The organism is Nocardioides imazamoxiresistens, assembly GCF_032378595.1.
Lineage (GTDB): Bacteria > Actinomycetota > Actinomycetes > Propionibacteriales > Nocardioidaceae > Nocardioides > Nocardioides imazamoxiresistens.
In genome coordinates, this window is the sequence record NZ_JAVYII010000004.1 from 330,212 (window position 1) to 348,605 (window position 18,394).

General features: G+C 67.2%; 21 protein-coding genes. 10 read left to right on the forward strand and 11 right to left on the reverse strand.

Annotated elements, in window-relative coordinates; translation table 11 throughout:
* The first annotated feature begins 18 nt into the window (after positions 1-18).
* From cysD to RDV89_RS10825, 5 genes are all read left to right on the forward strand, one after another.
* Positions 19-933, forward strand: coding sequence for a sulfate adenylyltransferase subunit CysD (cysD, locus tag RDV89_RS10805; RefSeq protein ID WP_315733052.1), 915 nt, complete (start codon positions 19-21; stop codon positions 931-933).
* Positions 933-2,177 carry a sulfate adenylyltransferase subunit 1 gene (locus RDV89_RS10810; protein WP_315733053.1) on the forward strand — a complete coding sequence of 415 codons (1,245 nt, stop codon included), beginning with the start codon at positions 933-935 and terminating at the stop codon, positions 2,175-2,177. Before cysD ends, RDV89_RS10810 begins: the two co-directional genes overlap by 1 nt.
* 144 nt (positions 2,178-2,321) lie before the next feature.
* Positions 2,322-3,260 (forward strand): glycosyltransferase, encoded by a 939-nt coding sequence (locus RDV89_RS10815; protein ID WP_315733054.1) that lies wholly within the window; start codon positions 2,322-2,324, stop codon positions 3,258-3,260.
* Complete coding sequence (locus tag RDV89_RS10820; protein WP_315733055.1) at positions 3,257-4,315, forward strand: polysaccharide pyruvyl transferase family protein; 1,059 nt, start codon at positions 3,257-3,259, stop codon at positions 4,313-4,315. Before RDV89_RS10815 ends, RDV89_RS10820 begins: the two co-directional genes overlap by 4 nt.
* Positions 4,316-4,380: 65 nt before the next feature.
* Positions 4,381-5,364 (forward strand): glycosyltransferase family 4 protein, encoded by a 984-nt coding sequence (locus RDV89_RS10825; protein ID WP_315733056.1) that lies wholly within the window; start codon positions 4,381-4,383, stop codon positions 5,362-5,364.
* Positions 5,365-5,379: 15 nt separating this feature from the next.
* On the opposite strand, the gene RDV89_RS10830 is transcribed toward RDV89_RS10825, so the two are convergent.
* The 11 genes from RDV89_RS10830 to RDV89_RS10880 form a co-directional block, all read right to left on the reverse strand.
* Positions 5,380-6,366 carry a glycosyltransferase family 2 protein gene (locus tag RDV89_RS10830; RefSeq protein WP_315733057.1) on the reverse strand — a complete coding sequence of 329 codons (987 nt, stop codon included), beginning with the start codon at positions 6,364-6,366 and terminating at the stop codon, positions 5,380-5,382.
* Complete coding sequence (locus tag RDV89_RS10835; RefSeq protein WP_315733058.1) at positions 6,359-7,393, reverse strand: polysaccharide pyruvyl transferase family protein; 1,035 nt, start codon at positions 7,391-7,393, stop codon at positions 6,359-6,361. The genes RDV89_RS10830 and RDV89_RS10835 overlap by 8 nt, the downstream gene beginning before the upstream one ends.
* 41 nt (positions 7,394-7,434) lie before the next feature.
* Entirely contained in the window at positions 7,435-8,988 is a 1,554-nt protein-coding gene (locus tag RDV89_RS10840) for a lipopolysaccharide biosynthesis protein (protein WP_315733059.1), read from the reverse strand.
* Positions 8,885-9,973, reverse strand: coding sequence for a glycosyltransferase (locus RDV89_RS10845; protein ID WP_315733060.1), 1,089 nt, complete (start codon positions 9,971-9,973; stop codon positions 8,885-8,887). Before RDV89_RS10845 ends, RDV89_RS10840 begins: the two co-directional genes overlap by 104 nt.
* Positions 9,970-11,169 (reverse strand): O-antigen ligase family protein, encoded by a 1,200-nt coding sequence (locus RDV89_RS10850; RefSeq protein WP_315733061.1) that lies wholly within the window; start codon positions 11,167-11,169, stop codon positions 9,970-9,972. Before RDV89_RS10850 ends, RDV89_RS10845 begins: the two co-directional genes overlap by 4 nt.
* A gap of 352 nt (positions 11,170-11,521) precedes the next feature.
* A complete protein-coding gene (locus RDV89_RS10855; protein ID WP_315733062.1) occupies positions 11,522-12,496 on the reverse strand; it encodes a GDP-mannose 4,6-dehydratase in 975 nt (324 codons plus the stop codon).
* A gap of 43 nt (positions 12,497-12,539) precedes the next feature.
* On the reverse strand, positions 12,540-12,896 hold the full coding sequence (locus tag RDV89_RS10860; RefSeq protein ID WP_315733063.1) for an MscL family protein: 357 nt from the start codon (positions 12,894-12,896) through the stop codon (positions 12,540-12,542).
* A gap of 51 nt (positions 12,897-12,947) precedes the next feature.
* Positions 12,948-13,580, reverse strand: coding sequence for an SAF domain-containing protein (locus RDV89_RS10865; protein WP_315733064.1), 633 nt, complete (start codon positions 13,578-13,580; stop codon positions 12,948-12,950).
* A gap of 73 nt (positions 13,581-13,653) precedes the next feature.
* Positions 13,654-13,908 (reverse strand): hypothetical protein, encoded by a 255-nt coding sequence (locus tag RDV89_RS10870; protein ID WP_315733065.1) that lies wholly within the window; start codon positions 13,906-13,908, stop codon positions 13,654-13,656.
* Positions 13,909-14,048: 140 nt separating this feature from the next.
* Complete coding sequence (locus RDV89_RS10875) at positions 14,049-14,363, reverse strand: FmdB family zinc ribbon protein (protein ID WP_315733066.1); 315 nt, start codon at positions 14,361-14,363, stop codon at positions 14,049-14,051.
* A gap of 103 nt (positions 14,364-14,466) precedes the next feature.
* The gene (locus RDV89_RS10880) at positions 14,467-14,991 is read right to left on the reverse strand and encodes an acyltransferase (RefSeq protein ID WP_315733067.1); all 525 of its coding nucleotides are present in this window, start codon (positions 14,989-14,991) and stop codon (positions 14,467-14,469) included.
* 150 nt (positions 14,992-15,141) lie between these two features.
* Here RDV89_RS10880 and RDV89_RS10885 point away from each other — a divergent pair, with 150 nt between their 5' ends.
* The 5 genes from RDV89_RS10885 (at position 15,142) to RDV89_RS10905 (ending at position 18,384) form a co-directional block, all read left to right on the forward strand.
* On the forward strand, positions 15,142-16,245 hold the full coding sequence (locus RDV89_RS10885) for a mannose-1-phosphate guanylyltransferase (protein ID WP_315733068.1): 1,104 nt from the start codon (positions 15,142-15,144) through the stop codon (positions 16,243-16,245).
* Between the two features lie 420 nt (positions 16,246-16,665).
* Positions 16,666-16,935, forward strand: a complete 270-nt coding sequence (locus tag RDV89_RS10890) for a hypothetical protein (RefSeq protein ID WP_315733069.1) — start codon at positions 16,666-16,668, stop codon at positions 16,933-16,935.
* A 52-nt stretch (positions 16,936-16,987) separates the two neighbouring features.
* On the forward strand, positions 16,988-17,188 hold the full coding sequence (locus tag RDV89_RS10895) for a hypothetical protein (protein ID WP_315733070.1): 201 nt from the start codon (positions 16,988-16,990) through the stop codon (positions 17,186-17,188).
* Positions 17,185-17,658: a DUF192 domain-containing protein gene (locus RDV89_RS10900; protein ID WP_315733071.1), complete on the forward strand. Its 474-nt coding sequence runs from the start codon at positions 17,185-17,187 to the stop codon at positions 17,656-17,658. The genes RDV89_RS10895 and RDV89_RS10900 overlap by 4 nt, the downstream gene beginning before the upstream one ends.
* 93 nt (positions 17,659-17,751) lie before the next feature.
* Positions 17,752-18,384: a hypothetical protein gene (locus tag RDV89_RS10905; protein ID WP_315733072.1), complete on the forward strand. Its 633-nt coding sequence runs from the start codon at positions 17,752-17,754 to the stop codon at positions 18,382-18,384.
* The last annotated feature ends 10 nt before the right edge of the window (positions 18,385-18,394 follow it).

Here is an 18,394-nt window from a genome sequence, read left to right on the forward strand (position 1 = left end):
CGTCCGTACCCTGATCACGTGGCAGCCACCCATCCCGACTACCGCCTGAGCCAGCTGGACCAGCTGGAGGCCGAGTCGATCCACGTGTTCCGCGAGGTCGCGGCCGAGTTCGAGAAGCCGGTGCTGATGTTCTCCGGCGGCAAGGACTCGATCGTCATGCTCCGTCTGGCGGAGAAGGCGTTCTTCCCGGCCAAGATCCCGTTCCCGGTCCTGCAGGTCGACACCGGCTACGACTTCCCGGAGGTCCTGGCCTGCCGCGACGAGTGGGTCGCGCGGCTGGGACTGCGCCTCATCGTCGCCTCGGTCGAGGACGCCATCGCCTCCGGCGTGGTCGTCGACGACGGCCGCACGACGCGCAACCGGATGCAGATCGGCACGCTGCTCAACGCCATCGAGACCGAGGGCTTCACCGCGGCCTTCGGCGGCGGTCGCCGCGACGAGGAGAAGGCGCGCGCCAAGGAGCGCGTCTACTCCCACCGCGACGAGTTCGGCCAGTGGGACCCGAAGAACCAGCGCCCCGAGCTGTGGAACCTCTACAACGGGCGCATCCACGCCGGCGAGCACATGCGGATCTTTCCGCTGAGCAACTGGACCGAGCTCGACATCTGGCACTACATCGACCGGGAGCAGATCTCCATCCCGTCGATCTACTTCAGCCACCAGCGCCGCGTCTTCGAGCGCGACGGGATGCTGCTGTCCGAGAGCGAGCACAACCCGCTGCGCGACGGCGAGAGCGCCGCGGAGCGCACCGTCCGGTTCCGCACCGTCGGCGACCTGACGCTCACCGGCTGCGTGGAGTCCGAGGCCTCCACGACGGCCGAGATCATCGACGAGATCGCCGTGGCGCGCGTGACCGAGCGCGGCGCCACCCGCGGCGACGACCGGTTCTCCGAGGCCGCCATGGAGGACCGCAAGAAGGAGGGCTACTTCTGATGGACCTGCTTCGTTTCGCCACCGCCGGCTCCGTCGACGACGGCAAGTCGACCCTGATCGGGCGCCTGCTGCTCGACTCGAAGGCGATCTTCGAGGACCAGCTCGCCGCCGTCGAGGCGACCAGCCAGTCGAAGGGCTACGACTACACCGACCTCGCCCTGCTGACCGACGGTCTGCGCTCCGAGCGGGAGCAGGGCATCACGATCGACGTCGCGTACCGCTACTTCGCCACCCCGACCCGCAAGTTCATCATCGCGGACACGCCGGGGCACGTGCAGTACACGCGGAACATGGTCACCGGCGCCTCGACCGCCGACCTCGGCCTCGTGCTCGTCGACGCCCGCCACGGCCTGACCGAGCAGTCGCGCCGTCACGCCGTGCTGCTCTCGCTGCTGCGCGTGCCGCACCTCGTGCTCGCGGTCAACAAGATGGACCTCGTCGACTACTCGCAGGAGCGGTTCGACGAGATCAAGCGCGAGTTCTCGGCCTTCGCCACGAAGCTGACGATCCCGGACCTCGCGGTCATCCCGATCTCGGCGCTCAAGGGCGACAACGTCGTGACGCGCTCGGCGCAGATGGGCTGGTACGAGGGCTCCTCGCTGCTGCACCACCTCGAGAACGTGCACGTCGCCAGCGACCGCGACCTCAAGGACGCGCGCTTCCCGGTGCAGTACGTCGTGCGCCCCAAGTCCGACGAGCACCACGACTACCGCGGGTACGCCGGCCAGGTCGCCGGCGGCGTCTTCAAGCCCGGTGACGACGTCGTCGTACTGCCCTCGGGCATGCCGTCGAAGATCGCGGGCATCGACCTGTTCGACCGCGCGGTCGACGAGGCCTACCCCCCGATGTCGGTGACCATCCGGCTGACCGACGACGTGGACGTCTCCCGCGGCGACCTCATCGCCCGGCCGAACAACCAGCCGGCGGTCACCCAGGACGTCGACGCGATGGTGGCCTGGATGACGACCACCCCGCTGCGACCGCGCCAGAAGCTGCTGATCAAGCAAACGACCCGCACGGTCAAGGCGCTGGTCAAGGAGCTTGACTACCGCCTCGACGTGAACACGCTGCACCGCGACCTCGACGCCGACAGTCTCGGCGTCAACGAGATCGGGCGCGTGCGGCTGCGCACGCAGCAGCCGCTGCTCGTCGACCCGTACTCGCGCAACCGGACGACCGGGGCGTTCATCCTCATCGACGAGGCGACCGGCGTGACCGTCGGTGCGGGGATGGTCAACGACTGAGCTCGGGGCCAGTGGCACTACCGCTGGTGATGGAGGTTACGGACGACATGTCGCGTTCAACGGCGTGCAGCTCGAGATCGCCCTACGATCGTTAACGCGCACCGGTCTCGGTGCAGGAGCCGAAGGGCCCGAGGTGGAACGCAAGTGACGAAAGCCCTGTACGTGGCTTCAACTGGTGGGCATCTTGCTCAGCTCCACCGTCTGGAGCCTTCTTTCGGGACGTCGGATGACTCGCTCTGGGTGACTTTCGAGAATGAACAGAGCCGGTCGCTGTTGGACGGGCGGCGTGTCCACTTCGTGCCCTATGTCGGGCCGCGGGACGTGAGGGGCGCTTTGAGAGCAGCCCGGCAGGTGAACCGCATTCTCTCAAGCGAGCAATTCGACCTCGCCGTCAGCACGGGCGCGGCGCCGGCTGCCACCATCCTACCGTTGGCCAAACGGCGGGGTGTCCGCACGGTCTACATCGAGAGCGTGTCGCGCGTGCAGGGCCCATCCCTCGCTGGGCGGATCGTTGCCAAGATGCGCTCCGCGGAGACTTTCACGCAGCACCACTCCTGGGCTGGCGACCGCTGGACCTACACCCCGGGCGTGCTGGGCAACTATCGGCGGGTGCCGCGACCCGCTGCAACGCGACCTTCTCTCTTTGTCACGCTGGGCACCATTGAAGGCTTCTCGTTCGAGCGCCTCGTCCGACGGATCGTCGAAATCGGGGCAGCCGACGAGAGGACTGTGTGGCAGCTCGGACATACCCGTGTCGACTTCAAACTGCCGGGCACGGTCTATGACCACATGTCGGCCACGCAGTTCGCCGAAGTGGCACAGCGCAGCGATGTAGTTGTCTCGCACTCTGGGGTCGGGAGCCTCCTCGGGTTCCTCGACTCGGGCATCTACCCGGTGCTGGTGACCCGTCGTCGATCTCACCGCGAGCATGTCGACGACCATCAGACGCAGATCGCAGCGCTTGCACAGACCCGCAAGATCGCCGTCGGCTGCGAGGTCGACGCCTTGTCTTACGAGACCATCCGACACGCTTCTGGATTCCGTATCGCCCCCACGGCAGTCGAGCCGGCGGCCCTGGTGTGAAGATCTTCGTGCCCGCCGTGGGGCAGGAGGAGAACATCGGCGACATTATTCTTCGGCGACCCCTTCTGGACTGGCTGCGGGAGAGCGGCGACCTGCACGTCTACCTAGGTCATTGCGACACCGCGTACGAAACGGCTCTCGGGTTGTCGCCATCGGACCGTGTGTATCGGTCGTTCGCGAGGTGGTACATCGCACTGCTCGCGAGCGCCGTGCGCCGCCGTCGCATGGCGTATGCGTTCAAGCCGGGCGAGATCCAGATGACTCTCAGCGGGATGAAAGAGCACATCGCAGTCCTCCCCGTCACGGCGGTCATGCGAATGAGGCGTCACCCGATCGTTCGCGTGGGGGCGGGAACCCGGGACTTCAACCGGTTCTTCGCTGCAATTCTGAGACTGGGGTCGCGCCTGACGCCCGGCGCGCGTTGGCGTGACACGGGGACGGCAGCGGCGCTAAAAGGCGCAACGATGCCGGACTTGGCCTTCGCAGAGGGCGCAACCGAGGAAGAGATGCAGGACGAAGGTCCGCGTGATCTGGTTGTCGTCTCTATGCGCGGCGACCGCCCCGCAGACCACGGTCCCCTGGTCGCTGCCACCAAGCGATTCGCGGCGACGCAAGGCTACGACGTCGTCGTTGTCTCGCAGGTGCTGCGAGACAACGCGCTTGCCGAGTCGCTGGCGCATCTCCTCGATGCCGAGGTGCAGACGTTTGGCGAGAACGAGCACTCCTCGCAGGAACAGCGTGTGCGGGGGACCTACAGGAGGGCCGCGGTCGTCGTCTCGGACCGCCTTCACGTGCTCATCGCCGCGGTCACTGAGGGCGCGTCCCTGGTCGGCATTCAGTCCGACGGGAGCAAGAAACTGGAGCGGCACTTCCAAGCCGCCGGTGTGCAAGCTGAGTGTCTGGCGCTCGATTCAGCTGAGGAAGCTGAGAACGTGCTCCTCGAACAGCTCGAGATTCAGCGCGACCGCCGTCGCATCTTCGTCGATGGCGTCGTCCGCGCCAGATCGAATCTTGCGGACGTTCGGCAAGGAGTGCTTACAACTTGTCGAGGCTAGGTGTCCCACGCGGACGTGGGCGGGTCTGTATTCAGGTGGGGCGGGCCGGCGAGGTCGCGGGAGGCATGACACAGGTCATCAACGCCGTGCTGAGCTGGGAGTTCGAACGCTTCCATACCCAGTTCCTCGCGACTCGTACTGGAGGCTCGCGGGCCGGCGAAGTGCTGACGTTGCTACGAGCGTTGGTAGCACTCACTCGCGTACCTCGAGCCACGTCAGTAGTTGCTGTCGTTCACCTGTCGCAAGGCGGCTCGTTCGTGCGGGAGGGTATGGCCGTTCTGCTGTGCCGCGCACGAGGGATGACGGTCGTCGCGCATCTTCACGGGAGTTCCTTCGACGCCTTTGCCGCGCGACACCCGAAGTTGGTCGGAAGCATTTTGCGGCGATGCCATGCGATCCAGGCACTCTCGGAGTCGAGCGCCGCGACGGCTGCAGGACTAGCGCAAGAGGCCTTGGTGGCGGTTATCCCGAACGCCGTACCCAGTCGAGAGAGTGATGCAAAACGGAAGCCTCTCGTGGTTTTCGGCGGCGCGGTGGTGAAGCGCAAGGGCGTTGATGTGCTGCTAGAGGCATGGAGTCGTCTTCCCGCTGACCACGGTTGGCGGCTAGCAATTGCTGGACCCATTCCCGATCGCGAGATTGTCCGTGGGTGGTCTCTGCCGTCGGTCGAGTACCTCGGGAGCCTCGGACACGATGACCTGATGGACTTGCTCGGCGCGTCCTCCGTCGCGGTCCTCCCGTCGCGGGACGAAGCAATGCCAATGTTCTTGCTCGAAGCCATGTCACTCGGGAATGCCATTGTGGCAACGAGGGTCGGGGGGGTGGCGTCACTGTTCTCACCGAAGACGGTGAATTACCTCATCGAGCCGGGTGACGCGTCAGCGCTCAGCCAGAAGCTGGAGCAACTGCTGACGAACGAAGCAGAACTCATGGCGATGCAACGCGCGTGCTCCGAGTTCTTTCAGGCCACGTACAGCGCAGCCGTGGTCAACCCCAAGGTCGAAGCGCTGTGGAGCGACGCCATGCGCGGCAATCCGCGTAGCTGCTGACCGGCGGCCGACGGGTCAACGAGCCGCGCGAATCAGGATCCTCGCTGCAAGGTTGGCGGTTGTCGAAGACAATTTCGCTACCGCGAGCAGTGCGGCTTGTTTGCTACCACCCGACCGTGCCAAGCGAGCAATCGCTAGCCACTCAATCTCCTGTCGAACCCGACGCACCAAGTCTCGCCTCTCGATCGGTGTGTAGCCCTCGTTCAGCGAATCTGTGAGCAGCGACAACAGGATGAACCTGTGACGGAAGCTAGCGTGCTCCTCGGGCGTCGCGGTTGTCGGATCCGCGGCGAGTACGGCGCTCAGCCTCTGGTCTATCGCGATCAGCGACTCCGCTCGCGGCCGTCCTGATCGGATGATGGAACCCGGTCGAAGCATGTACTCATACACGCGGGCAGGTGTCACGGCGTAAACCTCCGCCCGTGCCATCGCTGAGACTGTCATCGCGAGATCGGAGTGAACGGTCGTCCCGAGGATGTCTGACCCCACGAGCAGTTCTCGGCGAAATAGCTTGCTCCACAGATGCCCACGGACATTGCCCGACAGCAGTGACGCGAATGCACTTCGCCGGTCCGACCCGCCGATGCGCGCGCCGATGATCCGGGTTTCCCCATTCAGATGGATGACCCGCGCTTGTCCGAAGATGACGTCAGCAGTCGGGTTCTCGCTGATTGCCGCCTTCCAGGAGCTAAGGGCTTGATCGGGCCACGCATCGTCGGAGTCGATGAACCAGATGAACCGACCGGATGCTGCTGCCAGTCCCCTCCTACGCGCCGCTGCTACACCACCGTTCTCGGGCAACGGGAGGATGAGAGCTCGCTCGATGCCACTGCACGCGGACCGAATTACGTCGAGCGTTCCGTCGGTCGAGTGGTCGTCGACGACGACCAGTTCGCAATCGTCGAAGCCCGCAGTTTTGGCCATCCGGTCGATGGTCTCGGGAATACGCTCCTCGTCGTTGTAAGCCGTCAGGATGATCGAGATCACCACGTCCTCAGGCACGGACTGCCTCGTACGCGCGGCTGATTCGGTCAGTCAGTTCGTGGAGTCGGCGTCGTGATGTATCTACGGCTGCCGCGGTCTCCGTCTGTCGAGCGGCGAGGGACGCCAAAGAAAGATTGCCGGGGGGCGTTCCCAAGCGCCGTAGTGGGATGGCAAACCCCTCAAACCCCGCTGCGGTCATAGTCCTTTCCGCTTTCATCGATGGCGCATCGCTGAGCGCCACTGGCACCGCCCCTTCTGTTGCTGCGATGACCAGCGCATGCAGACGCTCACTCACGACGACCGCGGCGTCGCGGTAGAGGGCGCGCAGCCGGGTCTCTTGAGCAAGGAGGTCGCTCGACTCCCAGACAAGCGCACGAGCCCCAACCAGTTCGGCGTAGCGCGCACAAACCGGCCCGTCCCGCTCGATCTGAGCCGCGAATACCAGTTCGAGGTTGCTCTGTTCGGCGTGGTGAGCCAGCCCACGGAGGGTCCGCTCGTCTAGTTCCTGTCCGTCGCGCCTTGGCGCCACCACCAAGAACCTACGGTTGTCTGTTCCGACAGGCACAGCCTCGGGCCCCTCGCAGAAGGCCCAGTCCGGGACGGTGTCGCCGATCCGGAGGGCCTCCGCAGAGAAGGCGTCCCGCCACGAGACCACGTCGCAGGCTCTCATCGCACCCCGGAAGATGGGCAACCACGGCGACGGGGCTCGAACCCCGAACCCCGTGTGGACGCTGGAACCTCCGCGGGCACGATTGGCAAGGAGAAGGGGAAGGACGCGCGCGTACTTCGCGGCGTAGGTGCGGGTCGTCTCGATCTCACCGGCGTTGAAGGCGTAGAAGAGTGGCCCCGATTTGAGGGAGCTTGTCATGAGCGACCGCCACGCCTTGCTCGAACGCACGAGGAAGTCTTCATCGCTCAGACCGAAAGCACGAAGGTAGTTGTCGTCTCGGGTTCCGACAAAGATGTGCAACGGACCCAGGCGGCGCAGACGATCGATCAGAGGGCGCCTCAGCACGGCATCGCCGACGTTGTCGTATTGGCCCATAGCCGATACGAAGATTGGGGGGCCTGCGACCGGAGCTTTTGTCACTTCTTCATCTTCCTCGTCATGCTGAGTAGCTTCGCGCAGTCCGCTCGGAACGAGCGAGAGACGACAAAAGCCAGGAGCCAGTAGGAGCCAGCCAGGAAAGTGCCGACCGCGATGGCCAGTAAGGAATGGTCGACAAGCGAGCTCGTCGTGAGTGCGATGGCGACTGCTGGGACACCATGCCGGGCAGTGCGCCAGAGCGCTGCGCCGGCCAGCGAACGCATCGGCAGCCCAGTTGCTCGCTCGCACCACGCCATGGACGCCAGCCAGTTCAGGCCATATCCGACGGACAGGGCCGTAGCCACACCCACGGGTCCCCACGGCAGTCCGGCCAGGCATCCGACAACGATGAGCGGCTGCGAGACGAGGTAGAAACGGAACTGCGCGCCCGTGTTGCCAGTAGCAACGTAAGCCCAGTACGCAATCTGACCCAAGGATCTGAAGGCGGCAGCGATCGCAAGGCACTGGACGATCGGGACCATGCCGAGCCAGGCGGGCCCAAAAACGATCTCAACGGCTGGTTGCGCAAAGCCGATGAGGAGGGCGTAGAGCGTTCCTACGATGTAGATGCCGACGAGCTGCCCGCCTCGCAGGTAGTTCACAAAGCGCGTGCGATCGTCCTGGACGCGAGACAGGACTGGCAGGGCTACCCTGGTAAACGGCGCAAGCAACTGGTTCACCGGGAGCATGACCAGTTGGTATGCGCGCGAGTAGAGACCGAGACTGGTAGCACCCCACGCAGCACCGATCATGATGTTGTCCGCGTTCCGCGTGCTGAAGGCGACGGCATTGGTGCCTAGCATGCCGCCACCCACTTTTACTATGGGCCGGATGTCCCCTTGACGGTTCGGGCCCCGCGGGCGCCAACGGGAGACGGCCACTAGGGACACGGTCGAGAGCGCGCTGGTGATGAGCTGCTGCGCAACAAGCGCCCACACCGACCCCGTTGCGATTGCGATGATGACGGCGCCGATCAGCCCTCCGGCCGCCGGTACGACTTCCGTGGCGTTGAGAGCGACGAAGCGCATCTCCCGGTTCACTTCGGCTCTGAACTGCGCCCCGAGAGCGTTGATGAAGACGACGCCTGCGAGCACCTCCGTCAGATATCGAAGATCGGGTTCTCCGTAGAAGTCCGCAACCAACGGCGCAGCGAGGTAAATCGCCAACGTCAGCACGACGCCGATCACCACGTTCAGCCAGAACAGGTTCGAGCGCTGATGGTCGCTCAGGGTCTTCGCTTGGATGGACGCATTGGTCAGCCCGAAGTCACGCAGCAGATCTGCGATACCAACGATGACCGCGATCATGGCTATGAGACCGAACGCGTTCGGGTCAAGAAGGCGGGCCAGCACGATGAGTCCGCCGAATTGGATGACAATCCTGGCGGCCTGCCAGACGAGCGTCTGAGCCGCTCCTCTACTGGCCTGGCGGCCGAGAGACGGGGAAGTGCTAGTCAATGGGGCCGACCATTCGTTCGAGCAGGCGCTCAAGGCGCTCGCCGCACACCGCAGCGGAGAAGTTGGCAATCCATCCGGCGGGCGGGGCCGATTCAATCGTGTGAGCGGCGAGAACAGCCTCGACCAGATCGTCGGGATGAGCGCTCAATGCCAGTTCTCCGGTGACCCCTGGAACGATTGCGTCCGCAACCCCCAGCGCGGTGGATGGCGCTACTACAGGCACGCCCGAGGCGCCGGCCTCGACCAGAACGTTGCCCAAGCCTTCCCGTTGCGAAGGCAGCAGCAGCACCGACTCGGTGGCGGGCACCTCTGAGGTCCAGTCGTCGACCCACCCCTTCATGTCGAGCGTGACGCCGGCTGCGGAGGCGGCGTCGATGAGTTGCTCCCGGAGGGGGCCGTCGCCGAAACAGGTGAGTTTCGTATCGACTCCCCTCGTCTTCAGGCGGCGGGCGGTCTCGACGGCTAGAAGGGGCTGCTTCTGTTGGACCAGGCGGCACGTGAGGACGAGATTGAGCTGCTGGTCGTTCGACCGCGGGCCGTTCGCGATTCCCGCGTGCCGCCGGTCGGATACCGGGTTCGGCAGCACGGCCAGACGGTCTTGGTGGACGCCGAATGCTGCGACGAGTTCGGCCGCCACGGGGTGGGAGATCGCTAGCACCAGGTCCGCGCGGGAATACAACCGCTTGGTCAGCGCTGTCTTGGCTCGGTGCTGCAGCGACGACCCCGCGAGACCGAGCGTGACGAGGTTGCGCTCGCTCACCGCGTGTTTGGGCCGCGAGCTGCGCAGCATGGCCAATGCGCCGAAAGCGATGAGGTTGCTGATGCTCTGCAGGCTGACGACGGCGTCCGGTCGCACTTCGCGCAGCAGGTCCCGAAGGGCGCGCGACTTCACCGCGTTGCCGCGGTGGTGATGGAGGGTGTGTCCGGTTACCCCAGGGGGGAGCAGCCCCAAATTGACCGGCTTGCCCGTGAGGACACCGTGAACCTCATGACCCCTCAGAGCCAGTTGAGCCATCCAGGTCCGCCCGACATATTCGGCGCCTCCACCGGCAAGGGAGGTCTGGACGACGACGATCTTCACAGGAGTTGCCTGCCTTTCGGAGTTGCCAGCGCGGCTGATTTCTCGGCCGGCGCCTCTGCAGCGCCGCCGAGGCACATCAGTGCAGCCCAGCCGATGAGTAGGTGGGACGAGTGGACGGCGTCGAGTGCGTTGTAGCCCGCGAGGGCGACGGCCAGTGTCACGGCGCCGGCTGCCGCTGCCGCATCTCCCGAGCCGTGTGCTCGCTTGACCAGGAGGAGGAAAAGGAGCACCAGGCACGCGGTGCCGATCAAACCGAGGCTGATGAGCGCTTGGAAGAAAGAATTCTCGACGATGAGGGGACTGTAAAGACGCGCCGTCTCGCCTGAGGTTGCGGGCCCGGAGCCGATGTAGTTGGTGTGCGCCGCCGCAGCGTTGGCTACCGACAGTCCGTCGAGGCGAGCCCCGGTCGAGCGCGCGGCCTCGTTCGAGGCGAGACGGTCACCCACTCCCGAGAAGTTGAAGATAAACAGAGCCCCGCCGGCCGCGAGAACCACTAGGCCCACGGATCGCCCAAAGCGCGCCCCCGTTCCCCGTTTCGCGTACAACATCATTCCGACGGCGATACCGATGGCGCAGGCGGCAAGCGACGCGCGGGAGCCGGTGCTTGCGAGCCCTGCTAGCGCCGGGATCGCCATTGCCAGGTACCAGCCGTCTCGGCGCACCAGCCACGACACCAGCGCTAGGGTTGCCGCCACGCCGAGAAACATGGCCGCCGTGAGCGGATGGGGGAACGACGCCGCCGCGCGATACACAGACCAATCGTTCGGTTGCGGCTGGCCCAATGCGCGAAAGAGTGGTCCGTACACGGGGTTGAGGCGCAGGGCGAACTCCAGCACGGCGTAAGCGCCGAGGAGAGCCCCGCTGATCATCCACGCGTGGCGAACGGACTCCGATTCCGGTCTTCCTACGCGGCCAGTGACGCATGTGAGCACCGACGCCGCGAAGGTCAGTATCCAGGAGAATCCGTAGCCGCTGCCGCCGTAGAAGAACCACAGCAAAAGCGCCCACGCGACCAGGAGCCAGACGATCACTCGAACGGCGCGGTCCCGCGTGCTCTGGACGTCACTGGCCCGTGGTTCCTTTGTGTCGGCAATGGACCGCCGTACTAGCCAAACAATCAGGATGACCGCCGGCGCGGGTATCAAGTCGAGCAGCGGGATCCGAGAGGTGAGGGCCCCCGGAACGAAGGCGTACATGCAGAGCGACAGGGCAGGGAGGTGCCGAGTCGGAGTTGCCGAGACTGCCAAGACGGCCAGTATCGCGAAAGCAGCCACTGCGGGGGCGCCGTCTACATATCGCTCCGCCACCAAGGTGCCGACGCCCGTCGCCGCCGCAACCAGCAGACATCCACAGAGCAGGACGGCCGCCCACGCGCGGTTGTGAAGATCCACTACGGGAGCTGGGGTCGTATGACAGTGGTGGGCACCATGGTTCCCTCAATAGAGCTTGGGCTGGCAGGTGCCAGTCTGGTGCACACGCCGTCTGGTTTCTGCCGATCCCGCGAGATTGTCCGCGCGGTCACGTCACATCCCGCGATTGCGCGCCCGCTCAAGCCAACTCGACGATGGCCGATTCGACCATGAGGGGCACGAGGTCGGGAAGTAGCAACGTGGCCTTCCAGCCGAGGGCCTCACGCGCCCTCGTGGCGTCGCCCACGAGGTGGTGCACCTCCGCCGGTCGCAACAGGGCCGGATCAACCTGGACCAGCGGTTTCCAGTCCCGGACGCCTACGTGCCCGAACGCCAGGTCGAGAAACTCCCGTACCGTGTGCGTCTCGCCCGTCGCGATGACGTAGTCGTCAGCCACGTCCTGCTGGAGCATCAGCCACATGGCCTCGACGTAGTCGCCGGCGTACCCCCAGTCGCGCGCTGCGTCGAGGTTGCCCAGCGTCAACGTGTCCTGCAGGCCGAGGCTGATCCGCGCCACTGCCTGCGTGATCTTTCGCGTCACGAACTCCGGGCCGCGTCGCGGGGACTCGTGGTTGAAGAGAATCCCGGACGAGGCGTGCATGCCGTAGGCCTCGCGGTAGTTGACAGTCATGTGGTGGGCAAACGCCTTCGCGGCACCGTAGGGGGAGCGCGGGTAGAAACGGGTGGTCTCCGTTTGCGGGGTCTCCTGGACCTTGCCGAACATCTCCGAGCTGGACGCCTGGTAGAAGCGGACGCGGTTGTCGGGGTCGTGCAAGCGGATCGCCTCGAGGACGTTCAACGCCCCCTGGCCGGTGACCGCCGACGTGTGCAGAGCGCTGCGGAACGAGTGGGCCACGAACGACACGGCCCCGAGGTTGTAGACCTCGTCGGGGTCGCTCACCTTCAGGGCCCGCGCGATGCTGGCGAAGTCGGTCAGATCGCCCTCATGGAGGACGACACCGGGCGCCACGCTTTCGACGAGTGCGCGCTTGGGGTTGTTCTGACCGCGGATGAGTCCGTGGACTTCGTAGCCCTTCCCCGTCAGGAGCTCAGCGAGGTAGAGCCCGTCCTGACCGGTGATGCCGGTGATGAGGGCAGAGCGGCGCTGGGACATGGCGCGATTGTGCCAGCGTCACTGTCACGATCGCGCGCCAGGCTCAGATCTCCTTGGCCTTACCGGCCGCCAGCAGGTCGCGGATCTCCTCGAGCAGCTTCACGTCCTCGGGCGTGCCCGGCGCCGGGCTCGGGAAGTAGCGCTCCTTCGCCTTCGTGTAGGGCAGCACGATGAAGAAGTAGACGACCGCGGCGAGGATGACGAACGAGATGACCGCGTTCATGAAGGCGCCGAACGAGTTGGCCTCGTTGGTGAAGTACTCCGACGCCGTGTCGGGCAGCTGGGCCGTGAGCCAGTTGGTGAAGGTCGTGACGACCGCACCGAATGCCGTGCCGATGATGACCGCGACCGCCAGGTCGATCAGGTTGCCCCGCAGCAGGAAGTTCTTGAAGCCGGTCATGACGTCTCCTCATCGTCCCGAGACCCTCGGATCAGGGTCGCCCCGCGCACGTTAGTCCCTGAACGCGACGGTGAGGAAGGCATGCACGGCCGCGCCGGCGATGTCGGACGCGTCACGGCTCGGGGCGACCACGACGACGAGCCGACCGCCGAGGGTGGCGTCCGCATCGGAGGCTGGCAGCGCCGCCACGCGGACTGAGCGGGCCACCGTCGAGGTCTCGCCGGTCTGGGGATCGGTGGCGACCACGTCGACGGTGTCGCCGACGCTCAGGAGCGCGGCGACGCCGGCGTCGGGCAGGCGTACCGGCACGGCGGTCTCTCCGGGACCGGGCTGCCACGCCGCGGTGCCGACGACTCGTGCGCTGGTCACCTGCTCCTCGGCGGCCACCGGTGCCGCCAGCGTCTCGCCGAGCAGCTCGGACGCCCCGGGGCGATCCGCGGGCGCCTGGTGCGGCGCGACGTCGCGTGTGGTGAGGTCCTCGGCGCTCAGCGCCGTGCCGGCCGGCAGGTCACGGGCGGCCACGACGACCGGGACGGTGTCCGCCGACGGTGGCTGGGTAGCGCCCACGACGACCAGCGCGCCGAGAGCGGCGGTCGCTGCCGCAAGTAGGCGGCGTCGGCGCGTCAGCGCGTGGCGGGCCGATCGGAGGCGGGTGGCGAGCGACGCGCCGGAGGTCGAGGACATGCCGCGACCGTAGGGCGGTTCGGTCGCGGGCGTCGGCGCGTCTCCACAGGCAGGGGGGGCGAGAGCCGGACGGTCAGGCGGCGGGGGTGACCAGCTGCGCGTACACCGCGCCCGTCGCGGCGTCGACGACCTCGACGTGCACGCCGCCGCGGAGCAGGGGAGCGGACGTCCGGGTCCCACCCGGCTTCGCGTCCACGAGCAGGTAGCCGCCCTCGCCGGAGTCGGGGTCGACGGCGAGCACGAGGAGGGGGCGCGGCTCGTTCACGTGGATGAGGAGCTCGGAGCCGTCGAGCGTCACGCAGACGTCGTCGATGCACGGTGCGGTCATGCGGGGCCTGCTTCGGGTGTCGGCCGCCCGGCGGGTTCCAGGGCGTCGGCTGTCAGAACGGCCGGGACACGCGAATTGTTACGCGTCGGTAGGGTGACGCCGATCTCGACTAGACCGGTCGCCCCGACCCAGGCGGAGCCTCAGGCGGAGGCCTTCGAGCTGGACGAGGAGTCCGACTTCTTCTCGGTCTTCTTCTCCGCTGGCTTGTCGGCCTTCTTCTCCGAGGAGCCGGACGAGCCCGAGGAGTCCGACGAACCGCTGGTCGACGACGTCGTCGTGCCGCGGCTGTCGTTGCGGTAGAAGCCGGAGCCCTTGAAGACCACGCCGACGGCGTTGAACAGCTTGCGCAGCTTGCCGTTGCACTCGGGGCAGACGGTCAGCGCGTCGTCGCTGAAGCTCTGCACCTGCTCGAACGCGTGGCCGCACTCGGTGCAGGAGTACTGGTACGTGGGCACAGGAACCTCCGAGGGACGTGGCTGACCCGGAGAGGTTGGCACTCCCCGGGCTCGACTGCCAATTCTACGCCGCCATGCGTCCGACCAGATCAACCAGCGGTCGTCACAGCTCGGGCGCGAACTCCTTCTCCGCGATGGAGTCGACCTTTTCGCGGTACGAGGAGCCTCGTCTGTCCTCGTCCGCAGGCCAGCTCGCTACTCGTGCGACGAAGTCGTCCCAGGTGCCCAATCTCCTCGCGGGAACTCCCGCCACGACGGTTCCGCTCGGCACAGATCGGGACACGACTGAACCCGCGCCGACTACGACCCGATCGCCAATCTTTACCCCCGGCAAGATGGTGGCTCCGGCTCCGATGAACACATCGTCCCCGATCGAGATCGGCGCGTACCGGTAGCGGCGGCCGCGATGGTCACGAACGAGCCAGCCACTGCCGTCGTGGGTGACGAGTCGGACACCGGACGAAACGGTGACACGGTCGCCGATGCGCACGAGCCAGGGCTCGGTGGTAGCGACGGGCGAGAGGATCCGACAGCCCGTACCGATGCTCACACCAAGGGCGCGTGCGGCCTCCTCGTGCCCCTTGGTCCTCGTGATGAGTTTCCGACGCAGTCGCTTGACCCGGCTCATCGACTGGCTTGCCAAAACGGTGGCATGTTCACGCGTTGAGCCTAGCCGCGATACAGGTCTCAAAGGGATGCGTCGGAGCAATTGGTACCAGTCACTCCCGCCATCGGCATCGCGCCTAGGGATGAACGGCGGACGGTAGGTTGGCCGACCGTGACCGACATCGAGAACTTCTGGGCCGTCATCCCCGCCGGCGGTGCCGGGACGCGCCTGTGGCCCCTGTCCCGCAAGGGCGCCCCCAAGTTCCTCCACGACCTCACCCGCTCCGGTCGCTCGCTGCTGCAGGAGACGTGGGACCGCGTGCAGCCGCTCGCCGCCGACCGCGTCCTCGTCGTCACCGGCGCGGCCCACCGCCCGGCGGTGGCCGAGCAGCTGCCCGGCCTGCCCGACGACCAGCTGTTGGCCGAGCCCAGCCCGCGCGACTCGATGGCCGCGATCGGCCTGGCCGCCGCGATCCTCGAGGTCCGCGACCCCGACGCCGTCCTCGGCTCCTTCGCCGCCGACCAGGTGATCGAGGACCAGGCCGGCTTCCTCGCCTGCGTGCGCGAGGCCGCCGAGGTGGCCGCCGCGCGCGACGTCGTCGTCACCCTCGGCATCGAGCCGACCCACCCGGCCACCGGCTTCGGCTACATCCGCTCCGGCGAGCTGCTCGACCCCGCCGGGTCGGGCACGGCGCGCACCGTCGAGCAGTTCGTCGAGAAGCCCGACGCTGCGACCGCGGCGGAGTACCTCGCCAGCGGGCGCTACCGCTGGAACGGCGGCATGTTCGTCGTGCGCGCCTCGTTCCTGCTCGACCAGCTCGCGATCAGCCACCCCGACCTCGCCGCCGGCCTGCGCGCCATAGCCGCCGAGCCGACGCGCCTCGACGAGCTGTGGGGCGACCTCGAGAAGATTGCCATCGACCACGCGGTCGCCGAGCCCGCCGCCGACCGCGGCCTCGTCGCCACCGTGCCGGGCACCTTCGACTGGGACGACGTCGGCGACTTCGACGCCCTCGCCGGACTGCTCGGGAAGGGCGCCAAGGACGGTGAGGGCCACGACGTGACGGTCCTCGGCGACGCCGCGCGCGTGCGTACCCTCGACGCCTCCGGCATCGTCGTCGCCGGCACGGACCGCGAGGTCGCCGTGATCGGCCTCGACGACGTCGTCGTCGTCGACACCGGTGATGCGCTGCTCGTCACCACCCGCTCGCGAGCGCAGGACGTCAAGAAGATCGTCGAGGCGCTCAAGGCCGACGGCGTCGACGGGGTGCTCTAAGGGCTCTCAAACGAGAGCACCCGGGCCGCTCCGGACGTCGACCAGGGCCGGCGGGGGTTCACGGAGCGACCCGGGTGGGTCTCGGGGTGACGCGTCGCGGTCAGCGCTGACCGCGGGTGTCACGTCACGGGTGGTAGCCGTCAGCGTGCGGACAACGCTGTCCGTGCTTCATGCGGCACTTCAGGGCGCGACGGAACCTCTTCCACTTGCGCATCGCGGATCACCGCTTCTGTCGGTACGTCGGTGGCCCGCCTCCCAACGGCACCACCCGGCCGACGATCTCCCTCCCCAGGAAGCCGTCGAGGCCACCGTAGGACCGGGAACCTTGGTCCTTCCACAGAACCTCCTGAGGCTTTACCCACAACCCGTGATCTGCGTCGGTCCGGGCCCTCCGAGACCCCACCGGTCTAGTCTGCGCCCATGACGACACGGGGGAAGTCGGAGAGCGAGCTGCGCGACCACAGGACGGCCGGGGCGGTCCTGCTGCTCGTGTCGGGCGTGCTGGTGGTCGCGGGATACGTCACCGAGGGGTGGGAGACCGCCATCGTCGTCGGCGCGCTCCTGTCGCTGCCCGCCTGGTGGTTCCTGCTGGTCGCCGCGGTCGGTCGCGGCGTCGCGATCGGCCTCGGGCTGGCCGCCGAGTCCGCCCGGCCCGCGGCGGACGGGACCGCGGACCCGTCCACGCCATAACGCCCGACCCGTGCGTCACGCTGCCGACACGCGCGGCGCCTACCCTGGACGCGTGCCCGCCGTCCGCCGCTGCTCCGCCGCCGCCTTCATCGTCGGCGTGACCGGCTGGATGTTCTGGGCGATCACCGCCGCGCACGCGCCCGTCCAGACCCTGGTGCCCGTCGGCGGCGGTCACGGCCTCGTCGTCAGCGACCTGCCGCGGATCCTCATCTGGGGGCTGCTGGTCGGTCTCGGTCTGCGGAGCATGCGATGAGGCCGGTACGCGCTGCGGCGGCCGCCGCAGCGGGCGTACTGCTGCTGGGTGCCTGCGGTTCCGGCTCCGGCGAGCCGGCCGGGACGGCGGACTCCGACGAAGCGACCGAGCCCACCGTCACGGTCGGCGACGACCTGACCTTCACCGTGGAGGTCGCGCGCACCGACGAGGAACTGTCCGACGGCCTCAGCGGTCGTGAGGAGCTGGCGGGGGACGAGGGGATGTACTTCGACTTCGGGGAGTCCCGGGCCGGGCGCGTCTGGATGGTCGGCATGGAGTTCTCCATCGACGTCGCCTGGATCGCCGACGGCCGGGTGCTCTCCGTCGAGCGCGACCTGCCGCCCTGCGAGACCGCGGCCGAGGAGTGCGAGATCTGGAGCGCGGGCGCCGACGTCGACGGCTTCCTCGAGGTCACGGCCGGCGGGCTCGACGGCGTCGAGGGTGGCGAGAGCGTCACGCTCTCAGAATGACGGGGGTCACGACACAGCCGAATCGGCTGCGACCGCGGTGCTCGGTCGCCAGGATGGAGTCCTCGGCCACCCACCACGGAGGAGACCGCCCCGATGCACCGTCCCGCCCGCACGCTCATCGCTCTCGCAGCGACCAGCCTCGTCCTGTCCGGCTGCTTCGGCGACGATGCCGCCGCCGACTCCGCTGATGGTTCTGGCGGCTCGGGTTACTCGGATTCTTCGGAGAGCGCCGAGGAGTGGGACGACCGCTTCGACGCTCCGGGCAGCGTCATCGAGCAGGGGGAGTGGTTCACCTACCGCTCCGAGGACAACGGGGGCGACGAGGTCGTGATGCGGTTCCGCGTCACCGGGATGGAGCAGGCGACCCCGGACTACGTCGAGGACCTGGAGCGGAACGGATCCGGCTCCGGCTACGACTTCTTCCTGGTGCGCGGCGAGGAGGAGCAGGTCGACCCGGGCGGCGCCACGGGGGCGTTCAGCTGGGGCCACTGGCGCAACCCCGACCAGGAGAGCCAGCGGGCCACGATCATCGGCGACACCTCGCCGGACGGGTGCCGCTACGAGACCCAGGTGCTCCAGGGCATCGTCGACCAGTGCCTGCTCCTGCGCGTCGACCCCGGAGTCGTGCCCGAGGGTCTGTGGTTCGTGTCGGGCGAGCAGGACCCGGACGAGCTGTTCGACCCGCGCGACGGGAACCCGGTGCTGCTGAAGGCCCACCTGGGCTGAGTGGCGACGA